Here is a 24943-nt window from a genome sequence, read left to right on the forward strand (position 1 = left end):
TATTATACGGGCCAATCCGCACGCGCAAGCCATCGCCATAACCGCCGACTTCTGTGGATATTTGCACAAACCCTGTGCAACCGTGCAATTTTCGAACTCAACGGTTTACTTTGGGGCACCCTCTGGTACTTTGCGCCGAGATATTTTTGGCCAAAACCCCGTTTTGCGCCGTTTGAAACCCCACAAATCCGATCCTAGGGAGGCCACATGGTCCGTCTTGATATTATTTCCGACCCTATTTGTCCTTGGTGCTATGTCGGCAAAGCTAACCTCGACCGCGCGTTAACTGAAAACCCAAATCATCCGTTCTCCATCGAATGGCATCCATATCAGCTCAATCCGGATATGCCGCTTGAGGGCATGGATCGGCGTGCGTATCTAGAGGGTAAATTCGGCGGTAAAGAAGGCGCGGTGACGGCCTATGCGCCGCTTGTAAAAGCCGCCGAAGCGGCTGGCTTGACGCTCAATCTTGAGGGCATCAAAACGACACCCAATACCATCAACGCGCACCGTCTTATTCACTGGGCTGGTCTTGAAGATCGTCAAATCGTAGTGGTTTCCGCGCTTTTCAAAGCGTATTTCGTTGAGGGCCGCAATATTGGCGACACGGATGTCCTCGCGGATATCGCGGATTCCGTTGGCATGGATGCTGCCGTTGTGCGCCGTTTGTTAGAAGGTGATCAAGACATCCAAGACATCCAAGACCGCGACAAACACAGCCGCGAAATGGGCGTCACCGGCGTGCCTTGCTTTATTGTAGCAGGGCAACACGCCGTTCCCGGAGCGCAACCGCCAGAAGTCTGGGCCAAGGTCATCGCCGACATCAACGCACAGTCCGCCCAAGAGGCCAAAGACTAGTATTTTCAGCTTCTCGCGCACGCCAGCGCGGAAAGCATTCCTATTAAATTAGCTCCCTGCTGATTACCCCTTCAGAAAGCACACACCATGGCTTCCAAACGCCTTGCCCTCCCTGAATTTGTTTCCCTTGTGGCCATGCTCTTTGCCATGATCGCGTTTTCGATTGACGCCATGCTGCCTGGCCTGCCGATGATGGGGCTCGAATTGACCCCAGATGCGCCAAATCGGATCATGCTGGTCGTCCTTGTTTTTGTACTGGGCATGGGCAGCGGAACGTTTTTCGCAGGCGCGCTCTCGGATGCGTTTGGCCGTAAAACGGTGATCTTGCTTGGGGTCGGAATTTACCTTCTTGGTGCGTTGATTTCCTATTGGTCGCAGTCCTTGGAAGTGCTCCTCGCGGCGCGTTTTCTGCAAGGTGTTGGTGCCTCTGGACCACGGATCGCCGCCCTCGCCATGGTGCGGGACCTATATCAAGGCTCCATGATGGCGCGCGTGATGTCGATTGCGATGACGATTTTCATGATCGTCCCGGCGATTGCACCGATGATCGGTCAAGCGATCATTTTCACCTTTGGCTGGCGCGCTGTTTTCGCCGCTTTTGCCCTTGTTTCCTTCGTCGGAGGAATGTGGCTTTTGCTGCGTCAGGCAGAGACCCTCGCGCCGGAAAATATTCGGCCTTTGTCGCTAAAATCCTATTTTTCGGCGGTTGTGGAACTTTGCAAAAACCGCATCGTTATGATCTCAATGTTTGTCCAAACCCTTGTGATCACGTTCCTTTTCTCAACGATTTCCTCCATCCAGCCAACCTTTGAAATGGCCTATGGTCGGGGCGAGAGCTTCCCCTATTATTTCGCCGGTATCGCAGTGATTGCGGGGATATCGAACGTCGTTAATGCGAAATTGGTGGTCCGTTTGGGGATGCGTAAACTGATCACCTCGGCCCTTACGTGCCACGTCATCATGATGAGTATTTTCCTCGCCATGATCGTGTTTTTTGCCATGCCGTTTTGGATGTATCTTGGGCTGGTCACCGTCAATTTTCTCGTGCTCGGATTTTGCATGGGGAACCTGACAGCCCTCGCGCTTGAACCGATGGGCCATATCGCGGGGATGGCTTCGTCGATTACGGCGGGGATCTCGACGGTTCTCGGAGTGATGCTTGCGATTCCGATCACTCAGAACTTCGACGGAACCGCCTTTGCCCTCACCATTGGGTCTTTCTTGTGTGGTTTGGGATCATTGGGATTGATGATCTACCTTGGGCCACGTCCACCCGTCGAGGCTTAGGGTCCGCGGCGCAGTTCCGAGGGGGCAATCCCTTGGCTGCGCCGAAAAGCACGCGAAAATGCGTCGCTAGAACTATACCCAAAGGTGCGGGCGACCACCGCTATGCGCCCGCCCTCCTCTAGCGCTTCGCGGGCGCGCGCAATGCGAAAACTGCGCAGATAGGTGATCGGAGCTTCGCCCATAACCTCCCGAAATTGCGCCATAAAAACCGATCTCGACATGCCTGCCTCTTGGGCCAAATCCTCCGTGCTCCATGCATGCCCTGGGCGTAGATGCACCTGTGTCAAAGCTCGCGACAACCGCGCGTCCGACAGGGCCGCCCAGACGCCTTTATCCACGGTTCCCGTCTCTAGTGCCGCACGCAAGAAATGCACGATTAGGACCTGTGCATAGCCCGCCAACAGGCTGTCTTGACCACATCTGGGCGCAGAGATTTCCCCGACAAACAACGCGACCAGCGGATGAAGCGCGTGGTCATTTGGAATGTGCATTTCAAAGCACCCAACCGAGGCCATCAAGGGGGCCACGGCCCCGCGCCCGCGCAAAACGATACTGGCCGCAACGGGTAAGGACGGATTTGCACCCGATTTCAAAACAAACCGATCCGCAGCCTTCATGACGTGAAAATCCGCATCCTCGTTGAAATGAGGCTGTACCCGCGAGATCTGTAAAGTTTGGATGAGGGCTGCAAGTTTGTCCAAAGTCAGGATTCCTGATCGGGTAAAAGAGATTTATCCGACATTAACTCCTGTATAAGAAAGAGGTCAAGCTTTTCAAAGGAACCAAAATGCTTATACCTCGCCAAAAAACCCCAAACCTTACGCTTCCCCTCGTTGGTGGCGGCACGTTCGACCTTGCCACTGACGGCGCAGACCTTGGGACCGTGATTTGCTTCTTTCGCGGCCTTCATTGCCCCGTTTGCGCGACCTACCTCAAAGAGTTGGAACGCCTGACGCCAGAGTTCGCAAAACGTGGCGTGAAAACCGTCGCAGTTTCGTCAGATGGGCTGGAGCGCAGCACGTCGATGGTAGAAAAAATCAGCGCGGATACGTTGCGCGTGGCCTATGACTTGCCGCTGCAAGAAGCCCGCGATTGGGGCCTGTATATCTCGACGTCGCGCGGAAAAACCTCCATCGGTATCGAAGAACCCGCCTTGTTCTCAGAACCAGGGTTGTTCCTCGTCAACAAGGACGGCTCCCTATTCTATCTGGCGGTGCAGTCCATGCCCTTCACCCGTCCGCATTTTTCCGAACTTCTTGCGGCCGTCGATTTCGCGATTGATAAAAGCTATCCAGCGCGCGGTGAATACACCGGCGCGGTTTAAGAACGGCTCCCGCCGAGTGCACGACGCATCAAGATGCTTGGCCCCCGTTGGGCCGAGCATCGCCCCGCTCGGTAGGGGCAAGTTGCCCGACTAGCTTCTTGGTTTGGTCCGTTTTTTCTCGGCGATGAGTTTCTCCGCGAGGTCTTTGGCAACCCCAAAGGCGCCACGAATTTTATCGTTTTCATTGGCCCATTCACGTTGCACAACGATCTTGTTGTCGCGCACTTTGGCATTCCCTTTTTGATCCGATATGAACTCCACCAGACCTTGGGGCGAGGCAAATTTATCATTATGGAATTGGATAGTCACGCCCTTGGGCCCTGCATCCAGCTTGGCGATCCCTGCCCGTTTACACATTGCTTTAATCCGCACCACCAGCAGCAAAGTGTTTACTTCGCGTGGTAATTTCCCAAATCTATCAATGAGTTCGGCGGCAAATCCTTCAAGTTCGACCTTCAACGTGAGACCAGACAGGCGCCGGTACAGACCCAAACGCACATCCAAATCGGGCACGTAGGTTTCGGGGATCAGAACCGGAACGCCAAGGTTAATCTGTGGTGCCCATTGATCGTTGTCATCCGAAAGCCCCTCGCCTGCCCCCGATCGAATATTGGCAATCGCTTCCTCTAACATCGCTTGGTAGAGTTCAAACCCGACTTCGCGCACATGTCCTGACTGGGCCTCGCCCAACAAGTTGCCCGCGCCGCGAATGTCCAGATCTTGGCTCGCCAGAGTGAAGCCCGCGCCAAGACTGTCCAGACTTCCCAAAACCCGCAACCGTTTCTCGGCCGTTGGCGTCAGGGGCATACGCGGTTTGGTGGTGAGATAGGCATAGGCACGAGTTTTGCTGCGGCCCACACGACCACGAATTTGGTACAATTGCGCCAACCCAAACATATCGGCGCGATGCACGACCAGCGTATTGGCCGTTGGAATATCCAAGCCGCTTTCGACAATCGTGGTCGCGACGAGCACATCATATTTGCCGTCGTAAAACGCGTTCATCCGATCATCAAGTTCGCCTGCCGCCATTTGCCCGTGGGCCACGACATAGCTGACTTCGGGAAGCTGGGTGCGCAAGAAATCCTCCACTTCGGGCAGGTCCGCAATACGGGGCACCACGTAAAAACTTTGCCCACCACGATAATGTTCGCGCAAAAAGCCTTCGCGAATTGTGACGCTGTCAAACTCGCTGACATAGGTATGGATCGCCAGACGGTCGACCGGAGGTGTGCCGATAATCGACAAATCCCGCACGCCAGAAAGGCTCATTTGCAGCGTGCGCGGAATCGGCGTGGCTGTAAGGGTGAGCACGTGAATATCGGTGCGCATCTCTTTGAGGCGCTCTTTGTGACTGACGCCGAAACGTTGTTCCTCGTCAATTACAAGTAGTCCAAGATTTTGAAAACGCACGGTTTTCGCAAGAAGCGCATGGGTGCCGATCACGATATCGGCGGTGCCACGCTTGATGGATTCGCGGGTGTTGTGGGCTTCTTTTGCGCCGACAAATCGGCTCAGCTGGTGCACTTCAATCGGGAAGCCACGGAAGCGTTCGGCGAAGCTTTTGTAGTGTTGGCGGGCGAGCAACGTCGTGGGCGCAATCACCGCGACTTGGGCGCCGGACATCGCCGCAACAAACGCCGCGCGCATGGCAACTTCGGTTTTGCCAAAGCCCACATCGCCGCAAATCAGGCGGTCCATGGGGCGGCCGCTTTCCATGTCATCCAATGTGTCGTGAATGGCCGACATTTGATCGTCGGTTTCCGTATAGGGGAAGCGCGCGGCGAAGGCGTCCCACATGCCATCAGGAGGCGACATGATGGGGGCACGGCGCAGGGCGCGTTCGGCGGCAATACGGATAAGCTTTTCGGCAACCGCGCGGATACGCTCTTTGAGTTTGGCTTTTTTGGCTTGCCACGCGCCGCCGCCAAGCTTGTCTAGCATGCCTTCGTCGTGGCCATAACGACTTAAAAGCTCAATATTTTCAACGGGTAGGTAAAGACGGTCGCCGCCCGCATACTCTAATAGCAAACATTCATGGGGCGCGCCCATGGCCGTGATTGTTTCAAGGCCAGTGAAGCGCCCAACCCCGTGATCGACGTGGACAACAAGGTCGCCAGCGGAGAGGCTTTGGGTTTCGGTTAGGAAATTATCGGCGCGGCGACGGCGTTTGGTGGAGCGGATCAGGCGGTCGCCCAGCACGTCCTGCTCGGAAATAACCGTCAAGCCTTCGGCGTAAAAACCCTGTTCCAACGGCCAAACGGCTAGAAAAACGCCGCCTTTGCCGTCCGGAATATCGCGGAAATCCTTGATCAGTTGTGCGCCTTCAACGCCCTCATCCGCGATCAACCCCACTAGACGTTCGCGCGCCCCTTCCGAGAAACTGGCGACAACGACTTGATCGGACTTGCGGCGTTCGTTGATGTGTTGGCCGAGGGCTTCGAACAGATTTGCGTTTTCGAGTTGGCGTTCGGGACTGAAGTTGCGCCCGATGCGGCCACCCGCATCCACGACGCCATGGCCTGTGGATTGCGGCAATATCGCGAGGGTGACAACGCGGTGGTTCTCTACAGCTTTGCCCCAAACCACATCATCGAGATAGAGCTTTTCGGGCGGACAAGGCTTGTACACACTATCAAGGCGCATTTTTGCGGACATCGCGAGGCGGCGCGTTTCATATTGATCTACAATCCCGTCCCACCGCGCAAGACGCGCGGGACCGACTTGATCGTCAAGCACCACAGAAGCTGTTGGAATATAATCAAAAAGGGTCTCAAGACGGTCGTAAAAGAACGGCAACCAATGCTCGACACCTTGATGTTTACGCCCTGCGGAAACCGCCTCATAGAGCGGGTCATCGGTGCCCGCAGCGCCAAATTCTGTGCGATAATTCTGGCGAAAACTGGTGATCGCGGCGTCGTCTAAAATGACTTCGGAAACGGGCGCGAGTTCGATGTTTTTGATGGTGTCTGTGGTGCGCTGGGTTTCGGCGTCAAAGCGGCGCAAACCGTCTAGCGTATCACCAAAGAAATCCATCCGAATGGGGCCGGTATCGCCGGGTGGAAAGATGTCGATAATGCCGCCGCGCACCGCATAATCGCCGGGTTCAGTGACGGTTGGCGCTTGGGTGAAGCCCATCCGCACCAGAAACGCCCTTAACTGGTCGATATTGATGCGCTCGCCAACCTGTGCCGAAAACGCCGCTTTGCGTAAAACATCACGCGCAGGGACAAATTGCGTGGCCGCAGAAAGCGTTGTCAAAAGGATAAAGCGTTTTGGCATGTCATGCACAAGGGCGGCCAAAACCGCCATCCGCGCCGCCGAGGTATCGGCGTTGGGCGACATACGATCAAACGGCAAACAATCCCACGCGGGAAAGCTCAAAACCGCTGTGTCAGGCGCAAAGAAAGCAAGCGCTGCCTTGAGCGCTGCGAGGCGTTTTGCATCGCGTGCCACATGGATAACCGCGCCGTTGGACTTGGCCAATTCCGCCAACAAAAGATGCGCGTCATAGCCTTCGGGCGCCCCGCTTTGGGTTATGTGCTTGGGCGTTGAAATGGCCACATCGTTCTCCGACCCCATGAGGGGTTATTTTATAATTAGTTGAACAAAACGCTGTAGTTCATGTTCTGGGCCATGCCCCACATTGCGGTCGTAAAGATAGAGAGAACGCCGAGGAGCTGCACGTAAATACGGTGACGCATCAATTGCTTCACAAGGGCGAGGCCCTGTGGTTTTTTTTCGTCAATAAGGCGCGCTGTCGAAATCGAAATAAGCCCGACGATCGACATAGGGAACAGCAAAAGGAACACCGCTTGGGCGAATTCGACATTGTAGTAGAAACCCAGCATGGCAAGACCCGTGAGCACAAAACAGCTAAATCCAAGCAACCAAAGTCCGGACACCGAGGAGATATACAGGATGCGATTGCAACTAATCCGCGTGAGGGATTGAAGATCATCCATCGCCTCGCCGCCGCGTTTTTTCGCCCGTTGAATCATATCCAGCGGCACACCCAAAACCCAATGGCTGGCCGAAGACCAAACAACCGCAAGACCAATCCAGTACCAGAGGTTTGAAAATGAGCGTAAATCAATCAGTTCACGAACTGTGGCGTACAAGTCCAAGGGGCATTCCTTCATCAGAGTCGCATGCCATTTGGCAAGAACTGCGACATTATATCGGGCTTGCGCTGATTCCTACCCTTGAGTGACGGGAAAATCCATGCCAACCAAGGACATGAATTGCATGAGGACGTAAAAATGCCGACAATTGTTGCCCCTTTCCCGACCGCGCGCCTGCGCCGCTTGAAAAAATCGCCTGCGTTGCGGGCTTTGGTGCGGGAAAATACGTTGTCGCCCGCCGATTTTATTTGGCCGGTTTTTGTGGTCGCTGGCGAGAATACGCGCCAACCAATCGAAAGCATGCCCGGCGTTGAGCGCCTTTCGGTGGATTTGATCGTCGAGGCCGCCCGCGAAGCCGCCGATCTGGGCATTTCCGCGATTTGCCTGTTCCCCTATACCGATGCGTCCCTAAAGACCGAGGATTGCGCCGAAGCGTGGAATCCGGACAACCTGACCAATCGGGCGATCCGCGCGATCAAAGCCGCCGTCCCTGAGATCGCCGTGATGACGGATATCGCCTTGGATCCCTATAATATCAACGGCCATGATGGCTATGTTGTGGACGGCGAAATCGTCAATGACACAACCGTCGAGGCCTTGGTAAAAATGGCCCTCGCACAGGCAGACGCGGGCGCGGATATTCTGGGCCCGTCGGATATGATGGACGGTCGCATCGGCGCAATCCGCGTAGCCCTAGAGGCCGCAGGGCACCAAAACGTAACGATCCTGTCCTATGCCGCAAAATACGCCAGCGCATTTTATGGCCCGTTTCGCGACGCGGTTGGCGCTTCTGGTGCGCTCAAAGGTGATAAAAACACCTATCAAATGGATCCCGCAAACAGCGACGAAGCCCTGCGCCTTGTGGCCCGCGATCTGGCCGAGGGCGCGGATATGGTCATGGTCAAACCCGGCATGGTGTATTTAGATATTTGCCACCGCGTAAAATCCGAATTCGGCGTGCCGACCTTTGCTTATCAAGTGTCCGGCGAATACGCGATGCAAATGGCGGCGTCGCAAAACGGCTGGATTGACGGCGACAAAGCCATGATCGAAAGCCTTATGGCCTTTAAACGTGCAGGTTGTGACGGCATTCTGACCTACTTTGCCCCGCGCGCAGCACGGCTTTTAGCTGGACGTTAAATCGGCACATTTTCGCATTTTTTCGCAACACATACCTATATATAATGACAATATTATGGGACTCCCCTATAGTTTTGAACAAGATCGGGTGTGACCCGACACTAAAAATGGTTTCCAACACGTGTTTGGGACCAACAATTGAGGAACGAAGCAATGAAAACACCAACGCATTTTGAGCGGCTTTCGCGTCGCGGCTTTCTGCTGACAGCAGGTGCTGCTGCGGCAACGACAGCGGCCTGTGGCAATGGCGTGGGCAACGATGGCGCCGCCGTATTGGACCTCCAAGTCGACGCTACCGTACGTCATATGTACGCAACGTATCCCGGAACTGTTGACCTTGGCGCAAAATCCACGGGGATGCTGGTAATGCCTGTGGTGACCAAAGCGGGCTTAGGCGTGGGGGGATCGTTTGGCAAAGGCGCGCTGCGCATCAACGACGCGACCGTCGACTACTATTCTGCGACATCCGCCTCGGTTGGTTTTCAAATTGGCGCACAACAACTCGCCTATGTGTTGTTCTTTATGACCGAACCTGCGTTGAACAAATTCCGCGGCGCAAGCGGTTGGGCCGCAGGTGCCGACATCGAATACGCCGTAAATGACAAAGGCAGCAATCTGTCGGTTGCGACAACAACCTCCAATGCGCCAGTGATCGCCGTAGTCTTTGGCCAAGCGGGCTTGATGGCGGGCGCGACGCTCGAAGGATCAAAATACTCGCGCATAATCCCATAAGGGTTTGAGATGTAATAAAAAAGGCGGCTCATGTGAGCCGCCTTTTTTTATGTCCGAAGGGAAAAAAATCACCCCATATGGCGCAAACGTTTCAACAAGCTTGAGGTGTCCCAACGATTGCCACCAAGTTTCTGCACGTCTTTGTAGAACTGATCGACAAGCGCGGTCATCGGCAAACTCGCGCCGTTCTCATCCGCTGTATCAAGGCAAATACCAAGATCTTTGCGCATCCAATCCACGGCAAATCCATGGTCGTACTCGTCCGCCAACATGGTTTTATAACGGTTCTGCATCTGCCAACTGCCAGCTGCACCCGCCGAAATCGTCTCGATCACCGCCTCGCCATCCAGACCCGCTTTTTCCGCAAAATGCAGCGCCTCGGAAAGCCCCTGAACGACCCCAGCGATACAGATTTGATTGACCATTTTAGTCAATTGCCCTGCCCCGTTTTCGCCTAAACGACGACAAACCTTGGCATAGACCTGCATGATGGGTTCGGCCACATCATATTTATCCTGATCACCGCCACACATCACCGAGAGCGCGCCGTTTTCGGCTCCTGCTTGGCCGCCGGACACGGGCGCATCGACAAATCCAATGCCGGTTTCTGCGGCAATAGCGTAAAGTTCGCGGGTGACGGCCGCCGAAACCGTGGTGTGGTCAACGAAAATCGCGCCCTCCGCCATCGATTGAAACGCCCCGTCTGGCCCCGTGCAAACTGCGCGTAAATCATCGTCATTCCCCACGCAGGAAATCACAAAGTCCGCGCCTTTGGCTGCAAGCGCGGGTGTCGGCGCAAAATTGCCACCGTGTTGCTTGGCCCAAGCCTCGGCTTTAGCGGTTGTACGGTTGAAAACTGTTACCTCATGCCCCGCCGCCGCAAGATGTCCTGCCATGGGATAGCCCATAACGCCTAGTCCCAAGAAAGTGATTTTCGCCATAGCTTTTCTCCCAAAGTTTTTTCGCGTAGACACTGGAAACCCATCGGAATTCGATGCCGAGTCTCTTTGGGGCAGACCTTAATGTATACAATCCGCGCGTCAACCTGGAGCCGTCATGTCGACCTTTGTTAAATGGCTTACCCGTCTGTTTCTGGCTCTTGCGACCTTGATCGCATTGGCTTTTTTCAGCATTTACTACTTGGCCAGCCGTTCCATTCCCGAATATGACGCCGATTATGTTGTGACCGGAATCACGGACGACGTCGAAATTATCCGTGACAATGCCAGTGTGCCCCATATTTTTGGCGCAACCGACGAGGACGTCTATTTTGGCCTTGGATTCGCCCATGCACAGGATCGCTTATGGCAAATGGTTCTGATGCGCCGCACCGCTGAAGGCCGCTTGTCGGAGCTTTTTGGGGAACGCGCTTTGCAAGTCGACGACCTAATGCGCCGCCTTGATATTTATGACTTGGCCAAACGCTCGGTGCGCGACCAAGACCCCGAAACTACGCTGGCGCTCAATGCCTATGCGCGGGGCGTCAACAGTTGGCTTGCGCAAATCAATACGGGGGCTCTGGGGCGTGGCGCGCCGGAATTTTTCCTGTTTCCCACAGCCATCGCTCCGTGGACTCCCGCGGATTCCATCGCCGTTGGGAAAATAATGGCGCTGGAATTTTCAGGCCAGCTTGAAGACGAAATTTTGCGCACGCGGGCGATTTTGGCCCTCCCCAAAGAGCGGGTCAAAGACCTGTTGCCCGATCCCTTGGGCATGCCGATCAACGCGTTGGCGGAATACACAAGCTTGTTCCCCAAATCAGAATACCCGATCTATGCGCAATTCGCGGAACCACTCGACCCGATGATTGCCGGCCTGTCGCCGTTCAAAAAACGCGCTTTTGCAGGCGCGTCGAACGCTTGGGCCGCCGCTCCATCGCGTTCAGCGGCGGGGGCGACACTGCTCGCCAACGATCCGCATTTGGGCTTTTCCGCGCCATCGATCTGGTATCTTGCACGGATCGAGTTGCAACAGGGCGGCATCATTGGCGCCTCAATTCCGGGCGTCCCTGTAATCCTGTCTGGGCGCTCGGACTACATCGGTTGGGGGCTGACGGCAGCGTTCATGGACGATCAAGACCTGTTTATTGAGCAACTCAACCCCAAAGACTCCGAGGAATACCTGACGCCCACCGGATACAAACGTTTTGAAATTCGCCAAACCATCGTCCATGTGAAGGACGCCGCGCCGCGTACCCTAACCTTGCGTTGGACAGAAAATGGCCCTGTCCTACCGCCAAGCCATTACAATGTCGGGAAAATTACCCCCCAAGGCCACGTCGCCACCCTTGGTTGGACCGCGCTTTCGGCGCATGACACCTCCGTGAGCGCCTTGATGAAGCTGATGAAATCCAAAACCATCGACGAGGCCATTGCCGCAGGTGAAACCTATATCGGCAGCGCGCAAAACGTGACGTTGGTGGACGGCAAGGAAATTGCTCTCAAGACCTTCGGCGCGGCCCCGCGTCGCGCCTATAACCACCAAACCCAAGGCCGCACACCGGCCCCCGGATGGCTGGAAAACAACCGTTGGCAAGGGCGCATGCCCTATAGTTTCAACCCCGAATTCCGTGAACCTGCGGGGGGCATTTTGGGCAATACCAACAACCAAATTATCGACCGTCCCTTCCCCAATCACATTAGTTTCTACTGGGGGGATACGGAACGCATTGAGCGTTGGAAAAAGCTGATGCAAAACCGCGAAGTCCACACCCGCGAGAGTTTCATCGAAGGCCAACTTGATACCGTGAGTTATACCGCGCGCCGCATTCTGCCGTTGATTGCCGCCGATCTATGGTTTTCCGGCGCGCAGGCTCCGGACGGCACCATCGAACGCCGCCGCCAAATCGCGCTCGATCTTTTGGCAAATTGGAACGGGGAAATGAATGAACACCTCCCAGAACCGCTGATCTATGCCGCATGGATGCGGGCCCTGCAAAAACGGCTAATCCAAGACGAACTAGGGCCGCTTGCCGATGAATTCACTCACGTTAATCCCGTGTTTATCGACCGCGTTTACCGCGATACCGACGGCGCGAGCGCGTGGTGTGACATCGTGCAATCCACCCAGCCCGAGAATTGCAAGGACCTCGCGCGGATTGCCTTGGACGATGCGCTTTTATGGCTAGACCAGACCTATGGTTCCGCGTTGACGTCATTGCGTTGGGGGGATGCGCATCAGGCCACCCACGACCATGCGGTTCTAGGAAAAACGCCTATTCTCAAATGGTTCGTCAATATTCGCCAAAGCACTTCAGGCGGTGATAACACCCTTATGATGGGCCTCACCTCGGGCACGGAAGACGAACCGTTTTCCAATGTTCAAGGGGCGGGCTATCGTGGTGTTTATGATTTCGCAGACCCTGACAGTTCTGTTTTCATCATCGCAACGGGGCAATCGGGCCATCCGTTAAGTCGCCATTATGATGATATGGGGCAGCTTTGGCGCCGCGGGGAATACCTCCCGATGAGCCTTGATCCAGCCCTCGCGCGTGCGGGTTCCGTTGGGATTGCAACCTTGAGTCCGGAACCAAAGTAACGGGAAAGGTCGCGCCAAATCCATGGCGCGCCTTTTACATATCGCGGAAGTTTTTCTCTTGGCGTGCGGTCCAGTGAACCTTGAGGTGGAACCCGTCTTCGCCTTGGGTCTCGGCCTCAACCAAGTCCTCTGAAAACAGCCACGCGCGTTTTTTACCGTCGCTATACGGCAGCACAAGATCACGGTAGGTTTTGGGATCGGTTAGCGTTTCGGACACCGCATCAAGCAGCTCCTCAATGCCTTGGCCTGTAATCGACGAGGTGGCAAAAATTGCCTCTTCGCGCTCGGACTTGGCAAGAATACCCTCTTGTTCTTGGGCATCCAAAAGATCGACTTTGTTCCACACTTCAATCAACGGCGTCTCTTTAGACACGCCAAGATCGGTCATGATGGTTGTCACATCGCGCGATTGCTGATCGGTCAACGGATGCGAAATATCGCGCACGTGCAAAATCAAATCGGCCTCAAGAACTTCCTCCAAAGTGGCGCGAAACGAGGCGACCAATTGTGTGGGAAGTTCGGAAATAAAACCAACCGTATCCGAGAGGATAATCGTTCGGCCGGAAGGTAATTCAACCGAACGCATGGTTGGGTCAAGCGTGGCGAACAACATGTCCTTCGCAAAGACATTAGCCCCCGTTAAGCGATTAAAAAGCGTAGATTTTCCTGCGTTCGTGTAGCCAACCAAAGCCACCACAGGGAACGGTACGCGTGCGCGCGATTGCCGATGCAAGGCGCGGGTGCGGACAACTTTTTCAAGCTGGCGTTTGAGGTTTTGGATGCGTTCATCAAGAGCACGACGGTCGGCCTCGACCTGCGTTTCCCCCGGTCCGCCCACAAATCCAAGCCCGCCGCGTTGGCGCTCAAGGTGGGTCCATGCCCGCACAAGGCGGGTGCGTTGGTACGACAATGCCGCCACTTCAACCTGCAACACACCCTCGCGCGTACGTGCCCGATCCGAGAAAATCTCAAGGATCAAACCCGTCCGGTCGAGGATTTTGACGTTCCACTCTTCTTCGAGGTTACGCTGTTGAACGGGCGTTAACGTACCGTCAATGATGACCAGATCGACATGAGTCTCAACGAACTGTTGTTTAAGCTCTTCGGTTTTGCCTTTGCCAAACAACCACCCTGCCCGAATCTTGGGTACGGGCACAATTGTCGCTCCAACAACATCGGTTTCGGGCATCGCCTCAGCGAGAGAAACCGCCTCTTGCAAAGCGAATTCTGGATCACGGCGAAAGCGATCGTTACGCAAATCAGGATGCAGCACCCAAACCGGCGTTACGGACTTCTCGGGAATTTCTTCGCCCATTTTTGCCTATTCTTCGCCGTCGTAAAGGCTGATCGGCTGAGACGGCATGATCGTTGAAATCGCGTGTTTATACACCAGCTGAGATTGACCATCGCGACGCAAAAGCACGCAAAAATTGTCAAACCAAGTGATAACACCCTGAAGTTTCACACCGTTAATGAGGAAAATAGTAACCGGAACCTTTGTCTTGCGAACATGATTCAGAAAGGCGTCTTGTAAATTTTGTTTGTCGGCAGCCATTGTTTTATAGCCTTTTTTCTTGTTTTTATATGCCAGCGCTAAAGGCTGTTTTGGTCTTATCTGCCAGTATGGCTATGCATTCGGATAGTTTCTAGTGCAAAAAAAGCATCTAAATTTATGAAATGGTAATTTTGCCGCTATCGACGCCATGTGTCGGGGTTTAAAAGCGCGATAACGGCGAGGGTTTCGAGCCGTCCCACCACCATCGCCGCTCCTAAAACCAGCTTCACCGTGGGCGACAAGGTCGCATAAGAAATCGGTGTTTCCGTCACGACATTTGCCAAGGGTCCAGTTGTCGTTAGCGCCGCGATTGTCAAAATCAGCGCATTGTCGAAACCAACACCGTTATAGGCCAAGAGCAGCATCACGAAGGACACCGAGAGGGCAAACAGCATGAAGAAAATCCACGCAACATAAGCCCCGCGCCGCCGTAAATGGCGCACCGCAGGCCCCGATCCCGCGACACTTGTGGGATGGATAATCCGTTCTATTTCGCGCTGCCCGTTTTTATAAAGCGCATAAATCCGCAACAGTTTCACACCGCCCGCCGTGGTGGCGACTCCGCCGCCAACCATCGCCAAGCCAAGTGGAATAAGCCCCGGTGTCGCGAGACCCGACCACCGGCTCGCTTGCGTCCAAGAGGCGCTCTCAAAACCTGTGGTCGAAAGGAAAGAAACTGTCGTAAAGATGCTCCCCCAAAGGGCCGAGAGCGCTTGGCGCGCATCCTCAACCGATTGTTCTTCGAGGGCACCAAACCAATGGCGCATAAAAATCAGCGACGGTACCGCCATAATAAGAAAGGTCGCGATGCGGATTTCAGGATCGGTTTTGAGAACATTGATGCTGCGGGCCTTCATATCAGACGAAAAAGTCAGGCGTGACAGGGCAAAACACATGCCAATCAGGACGACAAATTCGCCAAACCCCGCGGATGAGTTGTTTTGCATACCGCCCGTGGCCGAAATCCCGCTGGTTGCGAAGGTCGACATTGAGTGAATAAGCGCCCCAAAAGGTCGGTCACCCGCGATAATTAAAAAGACCCAAAATACCGCCGTTAACCCGCTGTAGATCGGGAGGAGTCGAAGGGCAGCCCGTTGCAAACGCACGGAGCCACCGGCAACGCGGGAAATCTGGGACAGGCTAGATCCCGTTCCGTGCCGTCCCTCAGCCAAGACCTCAAATCCGCCGAGATTCAACGGCGCAAGGATGGCCACGGCACTAACCCAAACGAAAAACCCACCCAGCCACGCCACCAAAGCCCGCCATAAATGCACAGAACGGGGCAGTTGCGCTGGGTCGGCATATTGCGTCGCGCCCGTCGTCGTTATCGACGAAACCATCTCAAAATACGCTTCGCCAAACGTCGACGTCGTTACCGTTTGATGAAAGGGCACCGCGAGCATCATCGGCAGCAGCACAAAACACACAAAAAGCGACAGAAGATGGGAGCCCGTCTCATTGCGTGGCTTATAATTTGCGGTTGCCAGCGCGATAATCAACGTGAAAATCAGGAACAACAACCCGCCGTAAAAGAAGACCCGCGCCGTTTGAAAATCGCGCGTTGCTCCTGCGTGAAGCGCGGGCAAAAACATCGCCACCGATCCGATCCCCATCAGGATCACAAACAACGGCAGGCCAAGGATACGGGCTAACATGGCTAGAAAAAGTCGATCGAAACCTGCAAGAGGCGTTCGACCTCAGGCACGTCGGCGGCCATAGTGAAAATGGTTAACACATCGCCTTCTTCGATCCGCATGGAGCCTTCGGGCCGCGACACGACGCCCTTGCTCAAAACGGCGCCCACCAAAACACCCTCAGGGAATTCAATATCACGCAGCGCCCGTCCCGAAATCGGACTTGTCGAGAGCACTTGCGCCTCGATCACTTCGGCTTCAGCGTCGCCAATGGAGTAAACTTCGCGCACACGGCCATGCCGAATATGGCGCAAAATAGAACTCACAGTTGTAGAGCGCGGGTTGATATAGGCGTCGATCCCCATGGGGGCCAAAAGTGGCACCAAGGACGGGTCATTCACCAAGCAGATCGCCATTTTACAGCCCAACCCCTTGGCCCGAACCGCGGCCAATAGATTGGTTTTATCATCGTCGGTGACGCATAAAATAGCGTCTGAACGATCAATTCCCGCCTCTTCAAGCAATTCAGGGCTCAATCCGTCGCCGTTCAAAACAATTGTCCGCTCCAAAGTGTCAGCGGCTTTTTCGGCAATGGCACGGTCGCGCTCAATCACTTTTGTGCGCACGGTGCGGCCTTTTGCTTCCAACGCCAAGGCCACGGCAAGCCCCACATTCCCACCGCCCAAAATAACCACACGGTCTTGTTTATGTTGGACTTTTCCGAACACTTCCAAGGTGCGAGCCACGTCTTCGCTGTTGGTAAACACGTAAACTTGATCGCCAGCGAACAGCTGATCATTGGGCACAGGCGCAAACAATGTCCCTTTGCGACGCACGCCAACCACGTTCGCCGAGAGGGTAGAAAACAAATCCGTCAACTGACGCAATGGCGTATTCAGAACCGGACAATCCGCATCAAGTTGGAGCCCCAAAAGCTGACTTTTGCCGTTGAGAAAACTTTCTGTATCAAAGGCAGCGGGCGCCGCGAGGCGTTGCAAGGCCGCAGCAGCAACCTCTTTCTCAGGGGAAATAACCACGTCGATCGGCATGTGATCGCGGCGATAAAGGTCGGAATAAATGGCATCGAGGTACGACTTACTGCGTAAACGGGCCACTTTGCGGGGCACGGAAAAAATCGAGTGGGCAATTTGGCAGGTCACCATGTTCACTTCGTCCGAATGGGTCGCCGCGATGATCATATCCGCATCACTTGCCCCCGCCGCCTTGAGAACATCCGGATAGCTCGCAAACCCTGCAACCCCTTGAACTTCCAAGGTATCCATAGCGCGCCGCACCAGTTCGGCATTGTTATCCACAACCGTTACATCGTTGCGTTCACCCGAAAGATGGCGGGCGATTTGCCAGCCAACTTGTCCCGCGCCACAGATGATGACCTTCATAAAACTGCCCTTTTGTGCTTCTTCAATGGGTTCTCATTTGTAGCAATCTATGGCCTATGCCCATGAGTGCGTCAATTGGTGATGCTTATTCCAAGTCCTCGCCCTCAAAATCGTCAATATGCGCAACCCGCGCACCCGTCTTATTGCTGGTCACAATCCCAAGCGACTTGAGTTTGCGATGAAGTGCACTGCGTTCCATGCCAACAAAGGTTGCGGTGCGGCTTATATTTCCGCCGAACCGATTGATTTGCGTCATTAAATACTCGCGTTCAAACAATTCACGCGCTTCACGAAGTGGCAAGGTCGCCAAACCCGCCGAAAGAACAACGCCCGAGCTCCCGCCAGACGGCTCGCCCTGTTGCGGCAAATCGCTTGCCTCAATAATCTCGCTGTCGTTGCCAAGAATAAGAATGCGTTCGATGACGTTTTTCAACTGGCGCACGTTTCCAGGCCAACTCATGGTCTGTAACAAGGCCTGCGCTTCCTCCGAAAGATGTCGCAAAGGTAGCCCCTGATCCTTGTTAAAGGCTGCGATAAAGGCGACGGCCAACTCGGGAATATCTTCCCGACGGTCTTCAAGTGAGGGCACAGTGATCGGCACGACATTCAAACGATGAAACAGCTCCTGACGGAAATTTCCCGCTTCAATCTCGGCCTGCAAGTTCCTGTTTGTGCTCGATATAACGCGAATATCAACGCGAACCTTTTCGCCGCCGCCCACGCGTTGAAATTGCTGATCGACTAAAACGCGCAGGATCTTGCTCTGCGTCCCCATCGGCATATCGGCAACTTCATCAAAGTAGATAACGCCGCCATGCGCTTCCTCAAGCAACCCAGGTTCAATCCCGCGCTCTGGGCTTTCGCGCCCAAACAGGACTTCTTCCATCCGCTCGGGTTCAATTGACGCGGAATTAACCACGATAAACGGTGCAGACGCGCGATCACTTTCGCTGTGAATAAACCGCGCGGCACTTTCCTTGCCAGACCCAGCAGGTCCCCGCAGCATAATGCGGCCGTTAGACTTAGTGACCTTTTCAAGGTTTGATTTCAATGCCTTATAGGCTGAACTAGATCCAATCATTTCACTGAGCGTTACGTCTCGACGGCGCAACTCACTATTTTCACGGCGCAGACGCGAAGCCTCCATTGCACGCGTAATAACAACCAACAGTTGGTCTATATTGAACGGCTTTTCAATGAAATCATAGGCGCCCTGTTTTATCGCGGCGACGGCGATTTCGATATTCCCGTGACCAGAAATAATCACAATAGGTACATCAGGGTGGCTGCGCTTCACCGATTTCAGGATGTCGATGCCGTCCATTTGGCTATCTTTCAGCCAAATATCGAGGATCATCAAACTCGGAGGCTCGGAAGAAATTTGCTCCATACACTCGTCAGAGTTACTTGCAAGACGCGTTGTAAAGCCTTCATCTTTAAGGATATCCGATATTAGTTCACGAATATCACGTTCGTCGTCAACAATAAGAATGTCACTCATCAGCTCACCTCTTTCAGTTTTTTTGGCGTGCCCAAAGGAAGGGCAACAGCCACACAAGCGCCTGCATGTGTTGTGTTTCCAAATATTTCTGCATCCAAAAGCGCCAACGTCCCGCCGTGCTCCTCGATGATTTTCTTAACGATGGGCAGGCCAAGTCCTGTGCCCTTATCGCGTGTTGTTACGTACGGCTCAAACAGGCGCGAGCGATCAATCGGAAAGCCAATGCCATTATCGGAAATCCGAATGCGCAGTGTCTCGCCATCTGCTTCCATATTGATTTTCACCATGGGAATAAACCCGTCCGGGACGCCATTTTCAACATGCGTTTCAACTGCTTCGCCTGCGTTCTTAATTAAGTTCGTCAAGGCTTGTGCGATCATCGTTGAATCCACATCCGCAAATATGGGCTCCGCTGGCAACTCAGCGACCAACTTAACGGGATCAAGCGCACCGGTTTGCAGGTGAACTGCGTCCCGCATAATTTCGGTCAGATCATGACTGCGGAGTTCTGGTTCTGGCATGCGCGCAAACTTGGAAAACTCATCAACAATACGCCGCAAGTCATTGGTTTTACGCACAATAACATCAGTCATATAGGCCATACCCTCTGCATCTTCTTCCGAAAGCTTTGAGGAATATTTTCGCTTCAAACGTTCGGCCGATAGCTGGATTGGCGTCAACGGGTTTTTGATTTCATGCGCGATCCGGCGCGCCACATCGCCCCAAGCGGCCATGCGTTGGGCAGAAACGAGGTCGGTCACATCATCAAAGGCCACAACGTACCCTTCCAATGCGCCCCCTGAACCGCGTCGAGGAGCAATCCGCACGAGGAGATTTTCTTGCTTCCCGTCCCGCACGACAAGGACTTCTTCCTGTGCGGATTCTGCACGATTGGCTTGTGTCCTGGCAAAAAAGTCACCGAATTCTGGCACCGCGAGAGACAGTTTTTGATTGCCAGAGTCGTCTAAATTCAACAACCCCTGCGCCGAACGGTTCACAAAATCAACGCCTCCATCCGCATCCAGCCCGACAACGCCGGACGTGACCGAGCTTAAAACGGAATCAAAAAGGCGGCGGCGATCCTCAATTTGGCGCGTATTCTGGAGCAAAGTCTCGCGTTGTTCCCGCAATTGCCCCGTCATTTGGTTGAAATATTGCGACAGGAGCGCGATTTCGTCGTCGCCAGCCTCCTCATATACGCGCACGTTCAAATTGCCTGCGCCAACCTGTTGCGCCGCACTGGTCAACCGCCCCACGGGTCGCGCAAGACGCTCCGCAAACCAAAGTCCGAGCCAAATCGCGGCAAGGATCAAAATGACGGCAAACCCGAGGTACAGCAGGCCAAACTCAAACAGGATTTTACCGCGATCCTTTTCCAATTGTTCATAAAGGGAAACGTTTTGTTTTGTTTCGTCCAAGAGACTAAGGATGTCCCCATCAACCTCGCGCGACAGGTAGAGATAGCGATCCGTTAGCCCTGAAAGCGCAACAAGGGCGCGAAATTCGTTGTTTTCCCAGTCCTTAATGACAACAGTTTCGCCCTTGCTGGCTTTGTCAAAATCAGAAGATTTGGGTTGTTCATAGTTGAACAAATAGGACCGATCCCCCCGGGCCCGAATGGTCCCTGCCCCGTCAACGACAAAAGCTTCGCGCAGGCCGCGTTGCACATTGGCTTGGGCATTGGTCAAAATCTCGCGCAAATCGCCGTCGGACATGCGAAAATTCCCCAAGGCCTCAATGTCGATGTCATTTCCCAGTTGCTCGGCGTCGGAAACAAGATCGCGACGATGCTCGGCTTCATAGGCTTGGGCGGCATCCAGTGAGCTTGAAACCACCTGTCGCACACGGTCCGAAAACCAGCCTTCAATCCCGACATTCACCGTCAACATGGCGAACACAGCGACCAAAATGGTCGGCAAAAGCGTCACGAGCGCAAAAACACCCGTCAGTCGAAGGTGGAGTTTTGAACCCGCCGACTTTGCGCGCCGCGCAGACACCATGCGCACGACCTGTTGCAGCACCAAGGCCGCGACGACGAGGGCATAGACCATGTCCGCCAGCAGAATCAGCCGCAGACTATTTGGACTTGTCGCAACCTCTAGCGGTCCAAGAATCACAAACGTCGCAGCGGCCAGAATAGGCCCCAAAACCACCATTCCGAGGGTCGCGAAGTTTTGAAAACGCTTTTGGCGCCTTAAACGTATAAGCCTATTGAATGTCGCACTACGGACCAAACTTGGCACCGCGTCCCCCAAAGATACTGTGCCCTTCGATAGGCACGCCACAATATATACCGTCTGTCACAAGGGTAGCAGCCTTCTTGCAACGGGTATGTTGCTCTTTTACATCAATTTGCGGCGGCGTGTCACGTTAATTTCGAGCTCTGTGATCTTCTTTCTGAGAGTATTTCGGTTAATCCCAAGTAAATCGGCGCATTTCGCCTGATTTCCACCCGTTGCATCAAGTGATATCTCGATCAATGGCGTCTCAACTTCACGCAGAATACGTTGATAAACGCCTGTCGGCGGCAACGCACCGCCATGAAGGTCAAAATAACGACGCAGATGCTTTGCCACGGAGGCCGAGAGCAATTCGCCCTCGCGGCCACCATTCGCGGGTTCGATTACTGGCTGATTCCCGAGGACAAGCTCAACTTCGGCCCGATTAATCTCTTCGCCGACGCTGGTCAAAACCAAACGGCGCACGGAATTCTCCAACTGGCGTACATTTCCAGGCCAGCTAAAGGCGCGAATGAGTTCCATTGCATCCGGTCCAATCCGACGCAATGAGGCTCCTTCGCGCTCAGCCTTCGCAAGGAAATGTTCAGCAAGAAGCGGGATATCATCGACCCGTTCGCGCAGGGACGGCACCGTGATGGTCACACCACAGAGGCGGTAATAGAGGTCTTGGCGGAACGTCCCTGCCTCCATTTTCAGGCTCAAATTCGACTGACTCGTCGCCATAATACGCGGTGCATTGTCGCCAAAACTGTCCAACATACGCACCACACGGGCCTGTGCGTCGGCGTCGAGATCGCCCACTTCGTCAAACAGGATCGAGCCGCCTTTGGCGCGTGAAATAACAGTGGCTGGCCCGTCCATGCCTTGTAAATCATTGGCGGAGGCCACAATGAACGGCTGAGTGCGGCGATCAGAAAAGTCGTGAATGGCCCGCGCGATCAACGACTTACCCGTGCCACTTTCACCCGAGATCATCACCGTCAAATCGGTGTTCATCACCCGCGCTACCAGTCGATAGAGGGTTTGCATTTGGGCCGTGCGCCCCACCAACGGCAGATCATCTTGGGTGGATTCTCGCGGCGCGCCGGTCTCGTGGGACAAGGGATTGACGCGGCGTTTGATCTCAAGGGCGCGCGCGGCGCGTTTCATCAAATCGGGCAGGTCAAACGGCTTAGGCAAATAGTCATAGGCCTCGGCTTCGGCAGCTTGGATCGCGGTCATAATCGTGTTTTGGGCGGAAATCACAATTACCGGCAATCCGGGGCGCAATTCTCCGATGCGTGGCAGAGCCTCGATGCCATTGCCGTCGGGCATCATCACGTCGGAAATCACCAAATCGCCCTTCCCTTCTTCGACCCAGCGCATCAACGTCATTAACGACGAGGTCGCGTGCACTTTACAGCCCGCCCGCGTTAACGCCTGCGTTAGAACTGTGCGAATTGTGCGGTCGTCGTCTGCGACAAGAACTGTACCGTCCATTATAGGATCTCCGTTTTATTTTGAGTGTTGGGCGCATCAACTGCGGATTCTTTTGGGGCAACAGGCAGCGAAATCCGAAACACAGTGCGCCCGGGGGACGAGTCAACGGCAATCCAGCCTTGGTGCTCCGAGATGATTTTACTCACCAACGCAAGGCCAAGCCCCGTGCCATTCTCACGCCCCGAAACAAAGGGTTCAAAGATGTCCCCCGCAATTTCGCTCGGCAATCCGGGGCCATCGTCAATGATCTCAATTTGAAGCGGGACCGAGCCAGACCCGTCTGTCCGACGCAGGCGCATCGAGTTTTCATAGAAGGTATGGATGCGGATTTTGCCACCGTTTTTATTGGCCTCTGATGCATTTTTCAAAAGGTTGAGAAAGGCCTGAAGGAGCTGGTCCATATCACCCCATGTGGGTGGCATGGAGGGATCGTAATCCTCAATGATTTCCATATGTGCGCCAAAACCCACCATCGCCGAACGCCGCGCGCGATCAAGCACATCGTGGATATTCACGGCGGTACATTGGGGTTTGAGGACATTGCCAAATTGCTCGACTTGCTCGAGAAGTTTCACAATCCGGCGGCATTCTTGGACAATAAGGTCGGTCATTTCCTGATCATCATTCGACAGGTTCATCGCCAAGAGTTGCGCGGCCCCCGTAATGCCCGCGAGCGGGTTTTTAATCTCATGGGCCAGCATTTCCGCCATCCCGATCGCGGATTTAGCCGAAGTTTTGACCGAATGGCTCCGCCCCAACCGATCGGCAATTTCGCGCGGCGATATCAGCAGGAGGATTTTACCCGTCCGCTCGCCTTTACTAGAGCTTAGGGACGCAATTTGAATGTTGCACAGCACGGGCGCGCGCTCGCCACTTCCCACGTCGACATCATTGATAAATAACGCGGAATGGTCTTTTCGGACACGCTGAAAGCTGGTTTCCAGCGGCGAGTCGATCATAACTTTGTCCCACACCGACGCCCCTATGAGCATTTTTGCGGAGGAGTTCAAAAAGGCTTCGGCAACGGCATTGCTCTCGAGAATGCAGTCTGCATCGTCAAGGATCAGCGCTGGAATTGGCAGCGACGCCCAGAGGTCAATGTCATATTCAATCATCGGTCAGTCCTTCGATCGGGCTATGGTCAGGAGAAAGTGCATCGGGCAGTAGCGCCAATACAGTTTTGGGGTTTTTCTCGATTAAAACGGCTTTGCGCAGGGCGGCTGGGGTGTGAACGCCATCCATGTACCAGCCCAGATGTTTGCGTGCGACGCGCCCGCCAAGAGGGACGGGATAGAATTCAAGCATGGCTTCATAGTGCCCCGAAACCATGTCGATCAGGGCATTTCCCTGCGGGATTTCGGGGGGTGCAGAGCCAAAAAGATCGGCCGCGACCTGTGCTAGAATCCACGGCGCTCCCTGTGCGCCACGGCCAATCATCACACCATCCGCGCCAGATTGTGCAAGGGCCTGACGCGCGGTGTCGGCATTGATAATGTCCCCATTCGCCACGACGGGAATGGAAACGGCGGCTTTGACACTGGCAATCGCTTCCCAGTCGGCGCGACCTTTGTAAAACTGGCAGCGCGTGCGTCCGTGGATCGTAATCATGCGGATGCCCGCCGCCTCTGCGCGGGCCGCAAGTTCGGGCGCGTTAAGCAAAGCGTCATCCCATCCCAAGCGGGTTTTAAGCGTCACAGGCACCGAAACGGCCTCAACAACGGCCTCAATCAGCGTCAGCGCATGGTCCAAATCTTTCATCAGGGCGGACCCTGAATAGCCGTTCACGACTTTTTTCGCCGGACAGCCCATATTAATGTCGATCACACGCGCGCCGTTATCTTGGATCATCTTGGCGGCCTCGCCCATCCAATAGGCGTCTTTTCCGGCGATCTGAACCGAGGTATTGCTGCTGTCAAACCCCAGTTCGGCCCGTTCGCGCACGCCGGGTTTGCCCTGAAACATTTCTTGGCTGGCAACCATTTCGCTCACGACCAACCCAGCCCCAAAGGACGACACCAGATTGCGAAACGGCAAATCCGTAATTCCGGCCAATGGCGCCAATAGGACCGGTGGGTCCAAAATGATATCTGCAATATTAATGGTCAAACGCCTAATCCTTGTGCACATTTCAG

The 24943-nt window shown here is 54.5% G+C and carries 19 protein-coding genes; 6 read left to right on the forward strand and 13 right to left on the reverse strand.

The features are described from left to right. Positions 1-207 precede the first annotated feature (207 nt). Together RC74_RS16755 and RC74_RS16760 are read left to right on the forward strand one after the other, a co-directional pair. Entirely contained in the window at positions 208-858 is a 651-nt protein-coding gene (locus RC74_RS16755; RefSeq protein WP_039003562.1) for a DsbA family oxidoreductase, read from the forward strand. A gap of 87 nt (positions 859-945) precedes the next feature. Next, positions 946-2145, forward strand: a complete 1200-nt coding sequence (locus tag RC74_RS16760; protein ID WP_039003561.1) for an MFS transporter — start codon at positions 946-948, stop codon at positions 2143-2145. Here the strand turns inward: RC74_RS16760 and RC74_RS16765 are convergent. After that, the gene (locus RC74_RS16765) at positions 2142-2846 is read right to left on the reverse strand and encodes a helix-turn-helix transcriptional regulator (RefSeq protein WP_052274991.1); all 705 of its coding nucleotides are present in this window, start codon (positions 2844-2846) and stop codon (positions 2142-2144) included. The genes RC74_RS16760 and RC74_RS16765 overlap by 4 nt on opposite strands. A gap of 86 nt (positions 2847-2932) precedes the next feature. On the opposite strand from RC74_RS16765, the gene RC74_RS16770 reads away from it, so the two are divergent. Beyond that, entirely contained in the window at positions 2933-3469 is a 537-nt protein-coding gene (locus tag RC74_RS16770) for a peroxiredoxin-like family protein (protein ID WP_039003560.1), read from the forward strand. Between the two features lie 90 nt (positions 3470-3559). Here the strand turns inward: RC74_RS16770 and mfd are convergent, their stop codons facing one another. Together mfd and RC74_RS16780 are read right to left on the reverse strand one after the other, a co-directional pair. Next, the gene (gene mfd, locus RC74_RS16775) at positions 3560-7051 is read right to left on the reverse strand and encodes a transcription-repair coupling factor (RefSeq protein WP_052274990.1); all 3492 of its coding nucleotides are present in this window, start codon (positions 7049-7051) and stop codon (positions 3560-3562) included. 17 nt (positions 7052-7068) lie between these two features. Further along, positions 7069-7596, reverse strand: a complete 528-nt coding sequence (locus RC74_RS16780; protein WP_039003584.1) for a hypothetical protein — start codon at positions 7594-7596, stop codon at positions 7069-7071. A 135-nt stretch (positions 7597-7731) separates the two neighbouring features. Here RC74_RS16780 and hemB point away from each other — a divergent pair, with 135 nt between their 5' ends. Together hemB and RC74_RS16790 are read left to right on the forward strand one after the other, a co-directional pair. Beyond that, on the forward strand, positions 7732-8733 hold the full coding sequence (gene hemB / locus RC74_RS16785; protein WP_039003559.1) for a porphobilinogen synthase: 1002 nt from the start codon (positions 7732-7734) through the stop codon (positions 8731-8733). 153 nt (positions 8734-8886) lie between these two features. After that, a complete protein-coding gene (locus RC74_RS16790) occupies positions 8887-9465 on the forward strand; it encodes a lipid-binding SYLF domain-containing protein (protein WP_039003558.1) in 579 nt (192 codons plus the stop codon). Between the two features lie 68 nt (positions 9466-9533). Here RC74_RS16790 and RC74_RS16795 read toward each other — a convergent pair whose 3' ends face one another. Beyond that, a complete protein-coding gene (locus RC74_RS16795; RefSeq protein WP_039003557.1) occupies positions 9534-10406 on the reverse strand; it encodes an NAD(P)-dependent oxidoreductase in 873 nt (290 codons plus the stop codon). A 115-nt stretch (positions 10407-10521) separates the two neighbouring features. Between RC74_RS16795 and RC74_RS16800 the strand changes: the two genes are divergently transcribed. After that, positions 10522-13002: a penicillin acylase family protein gene (locus RC74_RS16800; RefSeq protein WP_039003556.1), complete on the forward strand. Its 2481-nt coding sequence runs from the start codon at positions 10522-10524 to the stop codon at positions 13000-13002. A gap of 34 nt (positions 13003-13036) precedes the next feature. Here RC74_RS16800 and hflX read toward each other — a convergent pair whose 3' ends face one another. The 9 genes from hflX to dusB form a co-directional block, all read right to left on the reverse strand. Next, a complete protein-coding gene (gene hflX / locus RC74_RS16805; protein WP_039003555.1) occupies positions 13037-14317 on the reverse strand; it encodes a GTPase HflX in 1281 nt (426 codons plus the stop codon). Positions 14318-14323: 6 nt separating this feature from the next. Continuing rightward, positions 14324-14557 carry an RNA chaperone Hfq gene (hfq, locus tag RC74_RS16810; RefSeq protein ID WP_039003554.1) on the reverse strand — a complete coding sequence of 78 codons (234 nt, stop codon included), beginning with the start codon at positions 14555-14557 and terminating at the stop codon, positions 14324-14326. A gap of 137 nt (positions 14558-14694) precedes the next feature. Next, the gene (locus RC74_RS16815) at positions 14695-16212 is read right to left on the reverse strand and encodes a TrkH family potassium uptake protein (protein WP_039003553.1); all 1518 of its coding nucleotides are present in this window, start codon (positions 16210-16212) and stop codon (positions 14695-14697) included. 2 nt (positions 16213-16214) lie between these two features. After that, positions 16215-17591: a Trk system potassium transporter TrkA gene (gene trkA / locus RC74_RS16820; protein WP_039003552.1), complete on the reverse strand. Its 1377-nt coding sequence runs from the start codon at positions 17589-17591 to the stop codon at positions 16215-16217. A gap of 85 nt (positions 17592-17676) precedes the next feature. After that, entirely contained in the window at positions 17677-19092 is a 1416-nt protein-coding gene (gene ntrX / locus RC74_RS16825) for a nitrogen assimilation response regulator NtrX (RefSeq protein ID WP_039003551.1), read from the reverse strand. After that, positions 19092-21335, reverse strand: coding sequence for a sensor histidine kinase NtrY-like (locus RC74_RS16830; protein ID WP_039003550.1), 2244 nt, complete (start codon positions 21333-21335; stop codon positions 19092-19094). The genes ntrX and RC74_RS16830 overlap by 1 nt, the downstream gene beginning before the upstream one ends. Before the next feature lie 99 nt (positions 21336-21434). Next, complete coding sequence (locus RC74_RS16835) at positions 21435-22811, reverse strand: sigma-54-dependent Fis family transcriptional regulator (RefSeq protein WP_039003549.1); 1377 nt, start codon at positions 22809-22811, stop codon at positions 21435-21437. Further along, on the reverse strand, positions 22811-23926 hold the full coding sequence (locus RC74_RS16840) for a two-component system sensor histidine kinase NtrB (RefSeq protein ID WP_052274989.1): 1116 nt from the start codon (positions 23924-23926) through the stop codon (positions 22811-22813). The genes RC74_RS16835 and RC74_RS16840 overlap by 1 nt, the downstream gene beginning before the upstream one ends. Beyond that, positions 23919-24917 carry a tRNA dihydrouridine synthase DusB gene (dusB, locus tag RC74_RS16845; protein WP_236939962.1) on the reverse strand — a complete coding sequence of 333 codons (999 nt, stop codon included), beginning with the start codon at positions 24915-24917 and terminating at the stop codon, positions 23919-23921. The genes RC74_RS16840 and dusB overlap by 8 nt, the downstream gene beginning before the upstream one ends. Positions 24918-24943: the final 26 nt, after the last annotated feature.

It is taken from the genome of Falsihalocynthiibacter arcticus, assembly GCF_000812665.2.
GTDB lineage: Bacteria > Pseudomonadota > Alphaproteobacteria > Rhodobacterales > Rhodobacteraceae > Falsihalocynthiibacter > Falsihalocynthiibacter arcticus.

What these genes read in the sequence shown, in the direction of transcription:
- RC74_RS16755 (WP_039003562.1), top strand. Translation starts at nt 208, where the DNA reads ATGGTCCGTCTTGATATTATTTCCGACCCTATTTGTCCTTGGTGCTAT.
- RC74_RS16760 (WP_039003561.1), top strand. Translation starts at nt 946, where the DNA reads ATGGCTTCCAAACGCCTTGCCCTCCCTGAATTTGTTTCCCTTGTGGCC.
- RC74_RS16770 (WP_039003560.1), top strand. Translation starts at nt 2,933, where the DNA reads ATGCTTATACCTCGCCAAAAAACCCCAAACCTTACGCTTCCCCTCGTT.
- mfd (WP_052274990.1), bottom strand. Translation starts at nt 7,051, where the DNA reads ATGGGGTCGGAGAACGATGTGGCCATTTCAACGCCCAAGCACATAACC.
- hemB (WP_039003559.1), top strand. Translation starts at nt 7,732, where the DNA reads ATGCCGACAATTGTTGCCCCTTTCCCGACCGCGCGCCTGCGCCGCTTG.
- RC74_RS16790 (WP_039003558.1), top strand. Translation starts at nt 8,887, where the DNA reads ATGAAAACACCAACGCATTTTGAGCGGCTTTCGCGTCGCGGCTTTCTG.
- RC74_RS16795 (WP_039003557.1), bottom strand. Translation starts at nt 10,406, where the DNA reads ATGGCGAAAATCACTTTCTTGGGACTAGGCGTTATGGGCTATCCCATG.
- RC74_RS16800 (WP_039003556.1), top strand. Translation starts at nt 10,522, where the DNA reads ATGTCGACCTTTGTTAAATGGCTTACCCGTCTGTTTCTGGCTCTTGCG.
- hflX (WP_039003555.1), bottom strand. Translation starts at nt 14,317, where the DNA reads ATGGGCGAAGAAATTCCCGAGAAGTCCGTAACGCCGGTTTGGGTGCTG.
- hfq (WP_039003554.1), bottom strand. Translation starts at nt 14,557, where the DNA reads ATGGCTGCCGACAAACAAAATTTACAAGACGCCTTTCTGAATCATGTT.
- RC74_RS16815 (WP_039003553.1), bottom strand. Translation starts at nt 16,212, where the DNA reads ATGTTAGCCCGTATCCTTGGCCTGCCGTTGTTTGTGATCCTGATGGGG.
- trkA (WP_039003552.1), bottom strand. Translation starts at nt 17,591, where the DNA reads ATGAAGGTCATCATCTGTGGCGCGGGACAAGTTGGCTGGCAAATCGCC.
- ntrX (WP_039003551.1), bottom strand. Translation starts at nt 19,092, where the DNA reads ATGAGTGACATTCTTATTGTTGACGACGAACGTGATATTCGTGAACTA.
- RC74_RS16835 (WP_039003549.1), bottom strand. Translation starts at nt 22,811, where the DNA reads ATGGACGGTACAGTTCTTGTCGCAGACGACGACCGCACAATTCGCACA.
- RC74_RS16840 (WP_052274989.1), bottom strand. Translation starts at nt 23,926, where the DNA reads ATGATTGAATATGACATTGACCTCTGGGCGTCGCTGCCAATTCCAGCG.